This is a genomic window from Bacillus sp. BS3(2021), assembly GCF_021043345.1.
In the GTDB taxonomy this organism is placed as follows: domain Bacteria; phylum Bacillota; class Bacilli; order Bacillales; family Bacillaceae; genus Bacillus; species Bacillus paralicheniformis.
Window position 1 is genome coordinate 177,763 of record NZ_JAJNDM010000002.1, and the last position, 16,542, is coordinate 194,304.

The window sequence follows — 16,542 nt, forward strand, 5'->3', positions numbered from 1 at the left end:
CATCTAATTTTTTTTCCAAAAGTTTTTACTATCCGCTTGTAAAGCGCTTCACAACTTGTTGCATTAGCGATCAAAAATTCAAATCGATTGAAGGTGTATTGACACGAACATTATATAAGAATATGATTTTTATAATAGACATAGAAAGAGAAGGAGTATTGCGAATGTCAAACCATCAAAAAGAAACTTTTCAAAACATTCCGCAAAAGGGGTTTTTTGGACATCCCCGCGGACTCTTCACTTTATTCTTCACTGAATTTTGGGAGCGTTTTTCATACTACGGTATGAGAGCCATCCTTATCTACTATTTGTATACAGAGGTGTCAAAAGGCGGCCTCGGGTTTGATCAAACCACAGCAAACTCGATTATGGCCGTATACGGTTCCCTCGTCTATATGTCCGGCATCATCGGAGGCTGGATAGCGGACAGGCTCCTCGGAACTGCAAACACCGTGTTTTACGGCGGCGTGCTCATTATGTTCGGACACATTCTTTTGTCATTCCCGGGAAGCGTCCCCGCGTTTTTCATCAGCATGTTCTTGATCATCATTGGGACAGGCCTTTTAAAACCAAACGTATCAAGCGTTGTCGGCGAGTTATACAGCCCTGAAGACACCCGCCGCGATTCAGGTTTCAGCATCTTTTATATGGGGATCAACCTTGGCGGATTTCTCGCGCCGATTATCGTCGGCACAGTCGGCCAGACATACAACTACCATCTCGGCTTCAGCCTTGCTGCCATCGGCATGCTGTTTGGGCTGCTGACCTATTTGGCGACACGGAAGAAAAACCTCGGACCGGCCGGAAGAACGGTACCGAATCCGCTGACACCCGCTGAAAGAAAAATGGTATTCGGACGGATTGGAATCGGTGTTTTGGTGATCGCTGCCATCTTTGGCTATTCCGTCTTTATGGGCTGGATGACAATTGAGCTGTTTACGATGATTGTCAGCTGTCTCGGTATTTTGATCCCGCTGATTTATTTCATCGTTATGTTTAAAAGCTCCAAAACGACGAGTGATGAACGTTCCCGTCTCACAGCTTACATTCCGCTGTTTGTCGCATCGATGATGTTTTGGGCGATTCAGGAACAAGGCGCCAATATTTTAGCCACCTATGCAGATAAACGCACTCATTTAGAATTTTTAGGTGTCCAATTGCACTCATCTTGGTTCCAGTCGCTGAATCCGTTGTTCATCGTTGTGCTTGCACCGGTTTTCGCATGGATTTGGATGAGGCTCGGCAACCGTCAGCCCTCAACGCCGACGAAATTTTCACTCGGCTTGATTTTAGCCGGACTTTCATTTGTCGTCATGATTTTCCCTGCTTATATCAACGGCACTGAATCGCTTGCCAATCCAATGTGGCTTGTGCTCAGCTTCCTGATCGTCGTTCTAGGGGAATTGTGCTTGTCTCCAGTCGGGCTATCCGCAACGTCAAAGCTGGCTCCTGCGGCATTCTCAGCGCAGACGATGAGCCTGTGGTTCCTGTCAAACGCTTCTGCACAGGCTATCAATGCACAGATCGTCAGATTTTACAGCGCTGATACAGAGATCGCCTACTTCGGAGTCATCGGCGGCGTATCCATCCTGCTCGGCATCATTTTGATGTTGCTGTCACCGAAAATTCAGAAATTTATGAAGGGTGTCAATTAAAAAGCAACAGGCGATACTCCTTTTCTGAAGGATTTGCTTCTTGTCCGGTGAATAACTGAATAACCAATCGGTGCAGGATGGGAGGATAAAATTTGGAGATCAAAAAGACGGCAAAGCCCGGGTTTGCCGGTGTTGGTTTTTCACAAACCGTTTCATTCGAAGAATCCCGGGTGAAAAAGCTCCACGGCGTCATTCAGCAGCTGAAAGACCGGCGCGGAGAAATAGTCGGTGTTCAAGAAGACAGCGGCATGTGGGCCATATCGGATCATCACGGCGAAGGGGAATTCACTTTTTATATATTAATGGAGACGGAGAACCTCCCTGAAACCCTTCCGGAAGGAATGATCAGCTATCAGGCGCCCGCTCTAACATATGCTCAGACAAGGCATCCGCAGCATGAGCGGCCTGAAGTGACTTATCAAAAAGTATATCAATGGATCAAAGATCAAGGTCTTCGTTTAAATTGTGACGCTTTTACACAATTGGAATTTTACCCGATGGATGGGGATTTAAACGAACTTGCGTTTGAGATATACATTCCGATTCATTGAGAGATAGCGATGTTAAAGGCAGCCCCCGGAAAAAATTCCGGGGGTTTTCTTTGGGTTTCGTACTCTAGAGTATCGGCGGTCTTTTTTAGCCATCACTTTTAACAAAAGTTTACATACCCTCAAATGATAATTTTCATTGGTTTGCTAGGATAAATGTTATGAAAAGGAGGTTAATATATGAACTTTTACAAAACGCTCGCTTTATCAACACTCGCAGCATCCTTATGGTCTCCCTCATGGAGCAGTCTCCCCCATAACGAAGCTGCGGCTCACAAAGAATTCACGGTGACTGCCGATGCAGAGACAGAGCCGGTGGATACCCCTGACGACGCGGCAGATGACCCGGCGATTTGGGTTCATCCGAAGCAGCCTGAAAAAAGCAGGCTCATCACCACAAACAAAAAGTCGGGCTTAATCGTCTATGATTTGAAGGGAAAACAGCTTGCAGCCTATCCGTTTGGCAAATTAAACAATGCCGACCTGCGCTACAATTTTCCGCTCGATGGCAAAAAAATTGATATTGCCGGGGCCTCAAACCGGTCAGACGGCAAAAACACGGTTGAAATTTACGCCTTTGACGGCGAAAAAAGCAAGCTGAAGAACATCGTCAATCCTCAAAAACCTATTCAAACCGATATCCAGGAGGTATATGGCTTCAGCCTGTATCACAGCCAGAAAACCGGCAAGTTCTACGCCTTGGTGACCGGAAAGAATGGAGAATTCGAGCAATATGAACTGTTTGACAACGGAAAAGGACAAGTCGAAGGCAAAAAGGTCCGCTCATTCAAAATGAGCTCTCAAACAGAAGGGCTTGCGGCAGATGATGAATACGGCAAAATGTACATCGCCGAAGAAGACGTTGCGATTTGGTCTTTCAGCGCCGAGCCGGACGGAGGAGATAAAGGAAAAATCGTCGATCGTGCCGACGGACCGCATCTAACCGCTGATATTGAAGGGCTGACGATTTACTACGGAGAAGACGGAGAAGGGTATTTGATCGCGTCCAGTCAGGGCGATAACCGCTATGCCATCTATGACCGGCGCGGAAAAAACGACTACGTCACCGCTTTTTCAATTGAGGACGGCAAAGAAACCGACGGGACAAGCGATACCGATGGAATCGACGTCATCGGCTTCGGCCTCGGCAAAACATATCCATACGGCATCTTTGTCGCCCAAGACGGCGAAAATACGGAAAATGGACAACCGGCCAATCAGAACTTCAAAATTGTCTCCTGGGAAAAAATCGCCGACGCGCTGGACGACAAACCTGATATTGATGATCAGGTCGATCCTCGAAAACTGAAAAACCGAGCCAAATAAGGACGGATCCGCGGGTATTTTCCGCGGATTTTTCACATCCCTTCATGTTAAGATAACAATTAATGGAGGGATGGTATTGCGTCTAAATCTTTATGCTGTAGTGTTTATCATGTTGGCTGTTTTATCAAATGTCGTGCTTCTCTGCGTTTTCGATCAAGGTGTGTTGGCGTATACTTCAGCTGTCATCTTCCTGCTCGCTGCTGCATTTTGCACGAAGCGTCGGCCTGAAGAATGAGGATTCCTAGGCTTTGCGGCTTCTCCGCAAAATGCTCGTTCCGTATGGAACCAGTTTGAGAGCGCCTTTTTTCCGGGTTCCTTTTAAGACGTCCGTATATGTTTCTTCCGGAAGCGAGACCGTGCGGTTTTCCGCTGTAAAATTCATCACGAAAATATAATCGTGGCGGCCGTCTGTGCGGAGCTGGGCGGTGACGCCTTTCGGAAGCTCTGTATCGAGCACTTTGGCAATCCCGCACTCTTCAATGAGCCTCGATATAAACGCCTCTTGGAACGCCGCCTCATTCCTTGAAGCGATATAGTAGGCCTTCCCGTCTCCGAACAAATTGACCGTCAGCGCGGGCCGGCCCGCGTAAAAATCTTCCCCGTACAGAGCGAGCGCTTCGGCTCCTTCTAAATGAATCAGGTCGCAAAGCTCGCTGGTTTCATAGCTCCCGCTTAACCCGAGCCGGTTATCTGCATCCATCACAATCGTATTTTTCTGTCCGTCATGAAGCGCATCGATCTCCTCAGACCAAATGCCGAGCGTTTTTCTTAAGCCTCCAGGAAACCCTCCCAAGAACACAAGATCATTCTCATTGACAATGCCCGACCAATAAGTGGCGACAAATGTACCCCCGTTTTGAACGAACTGTTCAATCCTTTCGGCGGTGCCTTCTTTCAGCATGTAGAGCATCGGGGCGACCAAAAGCTTATAGCGGGAGAAATCGGCCTCCATATGAATCACATCAACCGGTACACCTTCACGCCAAAACGGTTCATAAAACGATTTGGCTGTCCGTTCATAATGCATGCCGATATTGCGCGGACCTTGGGCGTCTTCCAAAGCCCAGCGATTCTCCCAGTCAAATATAATCGCGGCCTCGGGTTCGACTGTCGTTCCTGCGACATCCTCAAGTTTTTCGAGCTTTTCCCCAAGTTTTTTTACTTCCTGGAAAACGCGCGTATGCTCTGATCCCGCATGATCAACGACTGCCCCGTGAAACTTTTCGCTTGAGCCGCGGCTTTTCCGCCATTGAAAATACTGAACAGTGTCCGATCCGTGAGCGACTGCCTGTAATGATGACAATTCGTGCATACCGGGGCGCTTCAGCTTGCTGACGTCCTGCCAGTTCGTCATGCTCGGCGTACTTTCCATCAGCATGAACGGCCGGCCGCCTTTAAGAGACCGATTGATATCATGAACAAAAGCAATATCGGCTCCAAGCCGGCTGTCTTCCTGCCGGCTGTTGTGCCATGCCGGATAAGAATCCCACGAGATGACATCAAGCAAGTCGGCGAACTTCCAATAATTCAATCCGGCGTATGTTCCCATAAAATTCGTCGTCACGGGCAGGTCGGGGTTAAAAGAACGGACATGGGCAATTTCATGCCGGCAAAAATCAACCGTCTGATCCGTGACAAAACGCTTCCAGTCCAAATTCAAACCGTGAACAGCATCCTCGCCGTGCGGAGCCGGCGACTCGATCTCGTCCCAATCTGTATAGGTGTGGCTCCAAAACGATGTCCACCATGCATGGTTAAGGCGGTCCAGCGTTTTATATTTCGCGAGCAGCCACTCTCTGAACTTATCTTGGCAAAGTTCACAATGACACTCTCCGCCGTATTCATTGGAGATATGCCAGCCGATGACAGCCGGGTGATGCGCATAGCGCTCCGCAAGCCTTCCGTTTATAATCGCCGTTTTCCTGCGGTAGACAGGCGACGTATAGCAATGATTGTGCCGCTTTCCGTGAAGGTTTCTGATCCGGTTGCGCTCCGTTCTCAGCACCTCGGGATACTTTTTGGACATCCAAGCCGGTCTGGCACCGCTCGGTGTAGCCAAGAACGCATAAATTCCGTTTTCCTTGAAAGTATCAAGAACCTGATCGAGCCAATCAAATGTAAACCTTCCTTCTTCAGGCTCGAGCGAAACCCATGAGAAAATGCCGACAGACATCACATTGCAGCGGGACAGCTTCATCAGGCGGATATCTTCTTTTAAAACGTCCGGATATTTAAGCCATTGATCAGGGTTGTAATCGGCTCCATGCAATAGTCGGGGAACTTTCCGGCTGATCGGGGGATACGGTTTGACCATCGTAAAGTTTCATCCTCTCTTCCTCGTTTTCATATGACGCGGAGACAGACATTAAACGCTTACAAAAACAGGTTGTTAGATTATATACTCTGTTTTCTTCCCTCTTTCCTGCCTGGTGGATGAATTTTCCTGTACGATTGAATTTATCTTTCTTTATTTGTAAAATATAATCTATCATTAACATTTTTAACTTTATTTCCATACACTTGACTAAATCAACTATTTTATTATAATTGATTAAAGCAACGATTTATAGAAAGAGAGGTTTTGAGATGACAGAAATCAATCATTCTATCACATTAAAATTCAGAAAGTTCAATCGATTCTACACGAATGTGCTCGGTTTTCTGAATGAACATATTTATGACAGCCCTTTTTCATTGACGGAAACCCGGATATTATTCGAAATTCACAATACGGCCGATTGTACAGCCAAGCTGATTCAAGATACGCTCGGCCTGGACCGGGGCTATGTCAGCCGGATCCTGAAGCGGTTCGAAAAGGAAAATATGGTCTATAAAAAGAGAAGCGAGGAGGACAGCCGCAACCACTATATCTATTTAACAAGCTTCGGCGAATCCATTTATAAGAAGCTGGAGGCAAAAGCCAATCAGCAAATCGAATACATGCTGAAGCATATCGACGGCCCCCATCAGGAAAAGCTGACGGAGGCGATGAATACAATTGAATCCATATTGTCAGAACACCTGCCGCCCGAAAAATCGGACGTTTCCATAAGAGATTACTATATATCGGACGATATCAAACTAATGATCGAAAAACAACGTGCGTTTTATGCGGAGACACACGGCTGGGACGATTCATTTTTGGATTACCTTCACGAAACATTTGATGCCGATATCGAAAACATCTGGATCGCAGAGAGCGCCGGAAGGTTTGCGGGATGCGTCGGGCTCGTCAAACATCCCGGCAAAACCGTACAGCTCAGATGGTTTCTGGTCGATGCCGCTTTTCGGCATCAGGGAGTCGGCACGCGCCTTTTGAAGCATCTCATCGATTATTGTAAAGACAATCAATTTGAACGGATTTTTCTATGGACGGTAAGTACGATGGCTGAAGCGCGGCCTTTGTATGAAAAATTCGGATTCAGACTGACGGAAGTGAAAGACGAGACTTTATTATGGGGACAGCGGCTCCGGGAAGAACGCTGGGATGCCGAGTTAGGCTGACGAAATGGAGGATCTATGAAACGGAAAATACACTACGCCTGGATTATCGTTTTTGTGACGTTTTTGACGCTTTTGGCCGTTCAAGGAGTGCGCCTTTCTTTCGGGGCCTTTATTCAGCCTTGGGAAGAGGAATTTTCAATGGACAGGGGCACGATTTCGCTTATTTCCATGCTGAGCTTCATTGTCTACGGTGTATCCCAGCCGGTAATCGGCAGGCTTGTCGACCGGTTCGGGCCGCGGATCATTTTATCTCTCAGCACGCTTCTGGTCGGCTTGAGCATCTTTTTTACATATCTCGTGACTTCTCCGTGGCAACTGTTTATTTTGTACGGAATCATCGTTTCTCTCGGCGTCGGCGGTGCGTCGAATGTCGCATCGACCGTGATCGTGACCAACTGGTTCACTGAGAAGCGGGGGCTTGCATTCGGCATTATGGAAGCGGGATTCGGCGCGGGGCAGATGCTGCTTGTCCCTGGATCGCTCATGTTGATCCACTGGTTTAACTGGAAAGTGACCGTTATCGTTCTCGGATTGTTTTTAGCTGTTATCGTATTTCCGATCGTCATCTTGTTATTGCGGAATCATCCTTCGGAAAAGAATGTACAGCCGATCGGCGGCACTCAGGGCGGCGAGACAAAAGAAGAGCCGGACGCCCAGCCTAAAAAGATTCCATACAAAGCCGTTTTTCTCAAAAGGACGTTTTGGTTCCTCGTCTTGCCGTTTTTCATTTGCGGATTTACAACGACGGGGTTAATGGATACCCACCTTATCCCTTTTTCGCATGACCACGGGTTTTCAACCGAAGTAACAAGCGCCGCTGTCAGCCTGCTGGCCGGGTTTAACATCATCGGTATTTTGATTTCCGGCGTCGTCGCTGACCGCTGGAGCAGCCGAAAAATTTTGTGCTTTTTATATGCCGTAAGGGCGCTGTCACTTATCATTCTGTTGTCGAGCCACAACTCGGTCCTCCTGCTTTGCTTCGCGGTTTTGTTCGGTTTGGTCGACTTTGCGACCGTCGCCCCGACGCAAATGCTCGCAACCCAGTATTTCAGGCAGTACTCCGTCGGGTTCATTCTCGGCTGGCTGTTCCTCAGCCACCAGATCGGTTCGGCGCTCGGCGCTTATTTACCCGGCGTCTGGTACAGCCAAACAGGCAACTATAACCTGTCTTTCTACCTTTCAATCGTTATTTTGGCGGCAGCAAGCATTTTGAACATCCTTCTGCCGGAACCTAAAAAAATAAACCCCACACTGAATCAGGAAGGACGTTCAGTCCAGCAATAATGAAAAAACCTGTTTTTGATGTTCAAAAACAGGTTTTTCTTTATCAATTAAGAAGTTTTATTCTTATTGTAAATATCAAATGCAACGGCAATCAGAAGGACGAGGCCTTTAATTGCTTGCTGCCAGTCAATGCCCAGACCGAGCAGCGACATACCGTTGTTCATGACCCCCATGACAAGGCCGCCGATGATGGCCCCGCCGATCGTGCCGATTCCGCCGTAAGCTGAAGCACCGCCGATGAAGCAGGCCGCAATGGCGTCAAGTTCAAACAGGTTTCCTGCTTTCGGAGTGGCCGCGTTTAAACGGGCGGCAAAAATCAATCCGGAAAGAGCAGCTAAGACGCCCATATTGACGAAAACCATAAAGGTAAGCCGTTTTGTTTTGATTCCTGAAAGCTCGGCTGCTTTTTCATTGCCGCCGATTGCGTAGATTCTCCGCCCGATGACGGTTTTTTTCATAACGAATGTATACCCGGCGATTAAGATGAACAATGTGATCAAAATGAGAGGTATGCCTTCGTACGTCGCGAGAATGTAGGTAAAAAGGTTGATAATGGCGATGATAAAAAACACCTTAACTGCAAACAGACCTTTTCCCTGCAAGTCAAATTGGAATTTCTTCTGCATGTTTCTCTGCTGAAGCTGATACACGAGATAAAGAATCGACACTCCCGCTCCGGCGACAATCGTCGTCATATGGAGCGCGCCTCCGTTCAGCCAGTCCGGGATAAAGCCGGACGCCATTTTTTGAAAGGACACGGGAAATGGAGCGATCGATTTCCCCTCAAGCACGATCATCGTGAGTCCTCTGAACAATAGCATTCCCGCCAGCGTCACGATGAAGGCCGGAATCTTGACATAAGCGATCCAAAATCCCTGCCAGGCGCCGATTGCCGCTCCCAGAAGCAACGACAGAACGACCGCCGCAAACAGCGGCATATCGTTTTCGATGATCATCATCGCGGAGACGGCGCCGACAAAAGCGGCGACTGAACCGACTGATAAATCAATGTGTCCCGTAATGATGACGAGCATCATCCCGATGGCTAAAATGAGAATGTAGCTGTTTTGCAAAATCAGGTTCGTAATGTTCAGCGGCCTCAGCAAAATTCCGTCTGTCAGTATTTGAAACAGCAGCATAATAAACACGAGCGCAATGACCATACTGTATTTCCGGATGTTCTGCTTATACATGTCGCGAAACAGCTGAAAGTAACCGGGCTGAGCGCGGTCTTTATCCGTTTGCACCGGTGTCTGCATACGCCTCTCCCCCTCTCTTCATGCGGATGGTCATATATTTCATCAGCTTCTCCTGATCAGCTTCTTCTTTGGAAAATTCAGCAGTGATTTCCCCTTCACACATCGTATAGATTCTGTCGCACATCCCCAGCAGCTCGGGAAGCTCCGAAGAAATCATAATAACCGCTTTACCTGCTTCGGCAAGCTGATTGATGACGCCATAGATTTCGTATTTGGCGCCGACATCGATGCCGCGCGTCGGTTCATCCAAAATTAAAATGTCAGGCTCCGCAAAAATCCACTTGCTCAGCATGACCTTCTGCTGGTTGCCTCCGCTTAAATTTCCGGTCCGCTGGCCGATGTCGGGCGTCTTGATGTTCAATTTCCTGCGAAAATCCTCCGCTTCATGTTTTTCGCGGCGCTCGTCCATCACCAATCGGCTCGACACCTTCTCCAGTTTGGACAGCGTAATGTTTTCTTTAATGCTGTCATCCAGAATCAGACCGTTTCCTTTCCGGTCCTCCGTCACATAGACGATGCCGTTTTTAATGGCTTCTTCAGGGTGGCGGATGTAAAGCTCCCGCCCGTCTTTTTCGATTGTGCCGGAGATGTTTTTTCCGTATGATCTTCCAAAGATGCTCATCGCCAGCTCCGTCCTTCCGGAGCCCATCAAGCCGGCAATTCCTGCGATCTCGCCTATTTTGACGGAAAGGGCCGCCGTGTTTACCACTTTGCGGTCCTGTTGAAGAGGATGATGAACTGTCCAATCCTTCACTTCAAAGATGACGTCCCCGATCTTGGCGCTTCTGGCAGGATAGCGGTTTTGCAGCTCTCTGCCGACCATGCCTCTGATGATCCGGTTTTCGGTCAATTGCCCGCTTTGCACATCAAGCGTTTCGATCGTCTGTCCGTCTCGGAGCACGGTAATCGAATCTGCGACGTTCGTAACCTCATTTAATTTATGGGAAATCATAATTGAAGAGATCCCCTGTTTTTTCAGTTCGAGTAAGAGCCGCAGCAGATTCTCGCTGTCCGCTTCATTTAAAGCCGCAGTCGGTTCATCCAAAATCAAGAGCTGCACCTTTTTTGCCAGCGCTTTGGCGATTTCAACAAGCTGCTGCTTTCCGACGCCGATTTGGGAAACAAGCATATCCGGAGATTCATGAAGCCCGACTTTTTTCATTAACTCGAGCGTTTCCAGCTTCGTTTTTCGCCAATTGATGACGCCGCGGCTCGCCTGTTCATTGCCCAAAAAAAGGTTTTCCGCAATGGAAAGCTGGGGGACGAGCGCCAGCTCCTGGTGGATGATGACGATCCCCGCTTCCTCGCTTTGCTTAATATTTTTGAATTGGCATACTTCCCCTTTATACAAAATGTCGCCCGTATACGTACCGTACGGATATACACCGCTCAGCACCTTCATCAAAGTCGACTTGCCCGCTCCGTTTTCACCACAGAGGGCATGGATTTCGCCCGCTTTAACGCGGAGGTGGACATTGTCGAGCGCTTTGACGCCGGGAAACTCCTTCGTGATGCCTCTCATCTCCAAAATGCAATCGGACATCGGATCACTTCCCTAATTCCGATTCTTTATAGTAACCGCCGTCAACGAGCACTTTTTTATAGTTCTCTTTATCGACGACGACCGGCTCAAGCAAATAGGACGGAACGACCTTCTCTCCGTTGTCATACGTCTTTGTGTCATTGACTTCCGCTTTTTCGCCTTTTAAGACGGATGTCGCCATCTCAACGGCTTTTTTCGCCAGCTCTCTCGTATCTTTGAAAATGGTTGAGGTCTGCTCCCCTTTAATGATCGAGTTCACGGAAGCAAGCTCCGCATCCTGTCCCGTAATAACCGGCAGCGGCTTCTTGTCCGATCCGTAGCCCGCACCTTTTAAAGAGGAAATGATTCCGATGCTGATCCCGTCATACGGTGAAAGCACCGCATCAAGCTTCGCTTTTGTATAATGCGCGCTCAGCAAATTGTCCATCCGGGATTGCGCGGTTGCGCCGTCCCACCTGAGCGTCGCACCTTGCTCAAATGAAGTCTGGCCGCTCAATACCTTTAATTTGCCCGAATCGATATAAGGCTTCAAAACAGACATGGCGCCGTCAAAAAAGAAATGCGCGTTGTTGTCGTCCGGCGATCCTGCGAACAATTCGATGTTGAACGGCCCTTTTTTGTCTTTTAAGCCAAGCTTTTCTTCAATATATTTCCCTTGGAGTTCTCCGACTTTATGATTGTCAAATGTCGCATAATAGTCGACATGTTTGCTGTTCATAAGCAGCCGGTCATAGGAAATGACTTTAATATCCTGCTTATTTGCTTTTTCAAGGACGTCGGTCAGCGCTTCCCCGTCAATCGAAGCAATGACGAGGACATTGACGCCTTTTGTAATCATATTTTCGATTTGTGAGACTTGGTTTTCAACGACATCTTCCGCATACTGCAGATCCGTTTTATACCCGAGTTTTTCAAACTCTTTCACCATATATTTCCCGTCATACACCCAGCGTTCCGATGACTTTGTCGGCATTGAGATTCCGACGTAGCCTTTGTCTCCACCTCCGCTCGCCTGATTCCCCGAACAGGCGGAAACAATAAGACAGAAAAGCATTGCAGTGATCAACAGCCAGCATTTTTTCATGCTTGGTATCCCCCTTTTGATTTCTCCCATCATGAATCATGCCAACTGTACCATGTCTTTCGAAGGTCCGTCTTTTGAATTAATTAACTATTTTTATAAAAATCAGACTTTTTTAAAGCGCTTACATTACAATTTTCTCCCTGTTCGTTCAATTCCCGACATGCGTCGGTACTGATTGGGGGATACTCCCATCGTTTTTTTAAATACAGTGCTGAAATAGTGCTGTGTATCATACCCCGTTTGTTCGGCAATATCGTGAATCGAAAGAGGGGTTGTCTCTAACAGGTGAACCGCTTGGTCTATGCGCATCTCGGTCAAAAGCTGAACAAATGTCATGCCGAGCTCCTTCTTCATGATCCTGCTCAAATAGACGGGCGAGACTTGAAGCGCATCCGCCGTCTGTTTTAAAGAAAACTCCCTTTCAGTGAAATGCTTTTGCATATATTCTTTGGCCCTCGTGACAACCGGCGAGATATTAAATGCTTTCGAGACTTGCTGTCTGCAATACTGATAGCATTGCGCAGCTGAGCGGCCGTTTTCAGCAAGCTTCGCGAAGCAGACGGCGGCGCTTGCCTGCATTTCAGCTTCGATCATCTCTGCAAGCGCCTGCTGTTCAGCTTCTGTAACAGAGCGCCACAGGCAGGCGGCAATCAGGCGGTCTCCATCGAAAAAAACGGCTTTATCCGGCTCATCGATAAAGAAGCGTTCTACTTTTTCTTTCAGACTGTCAGCTTCAGACGGCTTGTTCCATACATGCCCGGCCGCGATGACACCGAGCGTCTCAGGATAGCGGGCCGGCAGACGCAGGCATTCGAGCTGCCGGTAAACGTCTTCTTCCACTGCCCGGCCTTCGATCCAACTTCTGAAAACATGCTCTTTCAGAAGGCCCAGGTTTTGTTGAATATGCTGCTCGGCAAGCTTTTGCTCGCTGAGCTTCTTTTTTTCAGCTGCCAGCGACAAGCTGATCTTTTCGAGCACTTGTTCCAGATGAGCGGGATCGACCGGCTTTAACAAATAATCATCGACATTCAGCCGGATTGCTTCTTGCGCGTATGCAAACTGATCGTAGCCCGTCACGATGACAAAGCGGCACTGCGGCAGGGCGCCGCGGAGCTTTTTCATCAGCGTGATTCCGTTGACGATCGGCATATTCAAGTCGACAATCAATAAGTCGATGCCGTGTTTGAGAGCGAGCTCAAATGCCTCCTCGCCATTCTCCGCTTCAGCCGACACCGACATTTGATAGCGCTCCCAAGAGACGGCATCCCGTATTCCTTCCCGAATCCACGGTTCATCATCGGCAATCAGTACGCGCCAACATTCACTCAAGGCTTGTTCCCCCTTTTGTTAAGATTGGGAGCCGTATTGTGACGGCGGTTCCGGCTCCTTTTCGGCTTTGAACCGTTAAACCGTACGGCTCGCCAAATGTAAGGGCGATCCGTTCATGGACGTTGATCATGCCGTAGCCCGCTGTATCATCCCTGTGTTTGAATTGATCGGTTATTTGCTTTAGCGTCTCTTCATCCATTCCGGCTCCGTCATCCTCGATTTTGATAATCAGCGAGCCGTCTTCCTCCATGCCTTTGATCGTAATATGACCCGGCCCCTTTTTTTCTTTAATTCCGTGATAAATCGCATTTTCGACAATCGGCTGAAGCACGAGCTTTAATATCAGGCGGTCGTCACAAAGTCCGGTCATTTCGATTGAGTAGTTTAATTTATCGCGGTATCGCGCTTTTTGGATTTTCAAATAGTTTTCAACATGTGCAAATTCATCAGACAGCGGAATGATATCTTTCCCTTTGCTCAAGGAGATGCGGAACAGCTTGGATAAAGCCTGCACGAGACCGCTGACCTCTACCGCTCCTTTCTTCCTCGCCATCCAATTGATTGTATCCAGCGTGTTGTAGAGAAAATGAGGGTTGATCTGCGCCTGCAGCGCCCTTAATTCGGCTTCTCTTTTTTGGCGCTCTTGTCTTTCTGTGACCGACATCAGCTCCCTGATTCTCATCATCAGGCGATTGAAGCTTTTTCCCAAAAGCCCGATTTCATCTTCCCTTTCCTCCTGATAAAATGTTGAAAAATTCCCGCTTTCCGCCGTTTTCATGACAGCATTCAGCTTCAAAATCGGCCGCGACATGGAATGGGACAAATAATAGGAAGCAGACATTCCGAGAAACGCCGCCGTCAGTAAAAACAAAAGCACATACAAGTGGATTTCCTTCACTTCGAATACGGGTTCACCCGCTTTAAAAACGCCGACCGTTGTCCAGTTCGTAAAGGAAGACGTCTCATAAATGAATTGATATTCCTCTCCCTTGATCCGCTTCGAAAAATATCCGGACCGATCTTGACTGAACCACTTTTTCGGCAGAAACAGCTTTGAGGTCTCCGGTGCATAAATATTGCCGCCATTTTCATCCATGATCATCAAATAACCCGTTTTCCCCAAGCGGATATTTTTTGTCGCTTCTGCGAGGACGCGCAGCTTCAAATCGATGAGCAAAACACCTTTCACACGCTGTGTCTCAGGATCGATAACAGCTCTGACGGCAGAAACGACCTCGTCTTCTCTGTAGTGCACATGGCTTCTGATATTCCGGTTGACAGGCTTTCCGATCATCTTGAAAATCCCTTCATTAGCTACAGCCGCCAGATACCACGGTTCTTTTGTCAAATCTGTCGGCGTCCGTTCATACATCTCATTGCTGATCATCTCACCCTTATCATTGACGACGAGAATGCCCGCGGCTTCGGAATATAAAGAAGTCAGGCCCTGCAAAAACGTCCTTCTCTTATAATCCGCCTCTCCATCCTCCTTTTCATGATTAAAAAATGCTTCCATTTCTTCATTCATTGATATTAAATATGTCAGGTTTTGCATGTGGCTGACATATACTTCAGCCGTCTTGTTCACTTCGCCGATCAGCTGCAGTGTTTGGTCGATCACCTGTTTTTCAATAATATTTTCAACGGCCCATCCCGATAAAATACCGAGGCCGATCGTCGGCAGCATGCTGATTAGTAAGAGAAGGCTGATCAGCTTATGACGGATCGGCGCATTGTTGATCAAACGTTTAATCATTCGCATAATAGGCTGCCACATTTTCTTTCGTTATGATCGTAATGCCTGTATCGATCGCTGCCGGAAGCGGGCGTTCATGCTTCAAATGGTGATTTGAGAAAAACAGCATGTGCAGCGACCAATAGCCCATTTGCCATGTGTCCTGACCCATTGTCGCGGAAATCGACCCGCTTTTGATGCCGTCCAGCGTTTTCTTGTCTTTATCAAAGCCGATAATACATACTTCCCTTTCAAGTCCCGCCGCCTTCACAGCCCGGGCCACACCGTTCGCTCCATTGGCTTCTGTCGTGAAAATCCCTTTAATGGATGGATTTTTTTCCAGAATCTTCGCTGCTTCTTTTTTCGACGTCAGCTCATCCCCTTTTCCGTCCAAAACCGCGGCGACCTTCATGTTCGGGTATTTTTGCTTGATCGTTTGTTCAAAGCCCTTCGTCCTTTCCTGGTGATTGTACTGCCGCGGCTGGGTAATGATTGCGGTTTCTCCCTTTCCATCTAAAAACTCGGCCATTCGCCTTGCGGCCTCAGCACCCGCTTTCATATTATTTGTGCCGACATATGTAGAGGCTTTGCTGAGCGGGGCGTCTGAATCGAATAAAACGAGCGGAATACCCTGCTCATGCGCCTTGTCAATGACAGGGTTTAAAGCTTTGGGATCTATTGCCGAAAGTGCGATCCCCGCCGGCTTTTTTGCAATGACCTGCTCAAGGACGGTCGTCTGCTCATGGACATCATAATGGGCCGCCCCCCGATACTCGACAGAGACGTTGAAAAGCTGCGCGGCATCCTCAAAGCCTTTCAGGCCGCTCTTCCAATATTCGATTCCCGATTGAAACGTGACCATCACATATTTTTCGGACAGACTTCCGGCCGCCGGCCTTTTGCTTGCTTCTGTAGATCCGGTTTTATCGCCCCGGGAGTAGTCGTAGACATACAGAAAAAACAAACAAAGCATCACGGCATAAACAACTAACAGCTTCTTCATCTTCATCCCCCTGTTGGTCAGAGGACAAGACAGCGTTTACAATCTATCATGAAGTATATATTTGGCCGCATATTTTTCTTAGAATCCAGCTGAGGCATCCTGACAGAAATTTCGCCCGTCCCCTTTTTCATCACAAACAGACAATTTCCCCCCTTGTTTATATGAAATATCTAATCTATTTGACATTTTGCCCGAAAAACCTTGTTTAGTGTTCGACAAGATCGCCTCTTTCTTAAAATTACCTTAAAGTTTGTGAAACAAAAAATAAATAT

The 16,542-nt window shown here is 47.8% G+C and carries 13 protein-coding genes; 6 read left to right on the top strand and 7 right to left on the bottom strand.

The window, feature by feature from the left end; genetic code table 11:
* Positions 1 to 164: 164 nt before the first annotated feature.
* The 4 genes from LQ247_RS06210 (at position 165) to LQ247_RS06225 (ending at position 3,764) form a co-directional block, all read left to right on the top strand.
* Positions 165 to 1,655 (top strand): peptide MFS transporter, encoded by a 1,491-nt coding sequence (locus tag LQ247_RS06210; RefSeq protein ID WP_231005736.1) that lies wholly within the window; start codon positions 165 to 167, stop codon positions 1,653 to 1,655.
* 92 nt (positions 1,656 to 1,747) lie between these two features.
* On the top strand, positions 1,748 to 2,206 hold the full coding sequence (locus tag LQ247_RS06215) for a GyrI-like domain-containing protein (protein ID WP_231005737.1): 459 nt from the start codon (positions 1,748 to 1,750) through the stop codon (positions 2,204 to 2,206).
* A gap of 177 nt (positions 2,207 to 2,383) precedes the next feature.
* Positions 2,384 to 3,529, top strand: a complete 1,146-nt coding sequence (locus LQ247_RS06220; protein ID WP_101561629.1) for a phytase — start codon at positions 2,384 to 2,386, stop codon at positions 3,527 to 3,529.
* A gap of 76 nt (positions 3,530 to 3,605) precedes the next feature.
* Entirely contained in the window at positions 3,606 to 3,764 is a 159-nt protein-coding gene (locus LQ247_RS06225) for a hypothetical protein (protein ID WP_165389270.1), read from the top strand.
* Between the two features lie 6 nt (positions 3,765 to 3,770).
* Here the strand turns inward: LQ247_RS06225 and LQ247_RS06230 are convergent, their stop codons facing one another.
* Positions 3,771 to 5,843, bottom strand: coding sequence for a beta-galactosidase (locus LQ247_RS06230; protein WP_020450153.1), 2,073 nt, complete (start codon positions 5,841 to 5,843; stop codon positions 3,771 to 3,773).
* A 272-nt stretch (positions 5,844 to 6,115) separates the two neighbouring features.
* Between LQ247_RS06230 and LQ247_RS06235 the strand changes: the two genes are divergently transcribed.
* A complete protein-coding gene (locus tag LQ247_RS06235) occupies positions 6,116 to 7,033 on the top strand; it encodes a bifunctional helix-turn-helix transcriptional regulator/GNAT family N-acetyltransferase (protein ID WP_020450152.1) in 918 nt (305 codons plus the stop codon).
* Positions 7,034 to 7,048: 15 nt separating this feature from the next.
* On the top strand, positions 7,049 to 8,317 hold the full coding sequence (locus LQ247_RS06240; protein ID WP_231005738.1) for an MFS transporter: 1,269 nt from the start codon (positions 7,049 to 7,051) through the stop codon (positions 8,315 to 8,317).
* 47 nt (positions 8,318 to 8,364) lie between these two features.
* On the opposite strand, the gene mmsB is transcribed toward LQ247_RS06240, so the two are convergent.
* The 6 genes from mmsB to LQ247_RS06270 form a co-directional block, all read right to left on the bottom strand.
* Positions 8,365 to 9,576: a multiple monosaccharide ABC transporter permease gene (mmsB, locus tag LQ247_RS06245; RefSeq protein ID WP_020450150.1), complete on the bottom strand. Its 1,212-nt coding sequence runs from the start codon at positions 9,574 to 9,576 to the stop codon at positions 8,365 to 8,367.
* Positions 9,551 to 11,119: a multiple monosaccharide ABC transporter ATP-binding protein gene (gene mmsA / locus LQ247_RS06250; RefSeq protein ID WP_231005739.1), complete on the bottom strand. Its 1,569-nt coding sequence runs from the start codon at positions 11,117 to 11,119 to the stop codon at positions 9,551 to 9,553. Before mmsA ends, mmsB begins: the two co-directional genes overlap by 26 nt.
* Positions 11,120 to 11,123: 4 nt before the next feature.
* Positions 11,124 to 12,203 carry a multiple monosaccharide ABC transporter substrate-binding protein gene (chvE, locus tag LQ247_RS06255; protein WP_025809534.1) on the bottom strand — a complete coding sequence of 360 codons (1,080 nt, stop codon included), beginning with the start codon at positions 12,201 to 12,203 and terminating at the stop codon, positions 11,124 to 11,126.
* Positions 12,204 to 12,329: 126 nt separating this feature from the next.
* Positions 12,330 to 13,532 carry a response regulator transcription factor gene (locus tag LQ247_RS06260; RefSeq protein ID WP_231005740.1) on the bottom strand — a complete coding sequence of 401 codons (1,203 nt, stop codon included), beginning with the start codon at positions 13,530 to 13,532 and terminating at the stop codon, positions 12,330 to 12,332.
* Positions 13,525 to 15,288 carry a cache domain-containing sensor histidine kinase gene (locus LQ247_RS06265; RefSeq protein WP_305148330.1) on the bottom strand — a complete coding sequence of 588 codons (1,764 nt, stop codon included), beginning with the start codon at positions 15,286 to 15,288 and terminating at the stop codon, positions 13,525 to 13,527. Before LQ247_RS06265 ends, LQ247_RS06260 begins: the two co-directional genes overlap by 8 nt.
* Positions 15,281 to 16,270, bottom strand: coding sequence for a substrate-binding domain-containing protein (locus LQ247_RS06270; RefSeq protein WP_039073192.1), 990 nt, complete (start codon positions 16,268 to 16,270; stop codon positions 15,281 to 15,283). Before LQ247_RS06270 ends, LQ247_RS06265 begins: the two co-directional genes overlap by 8 nt.
* Positions 16,271 to 16,542: the final 272 nt, after the last annotated feature.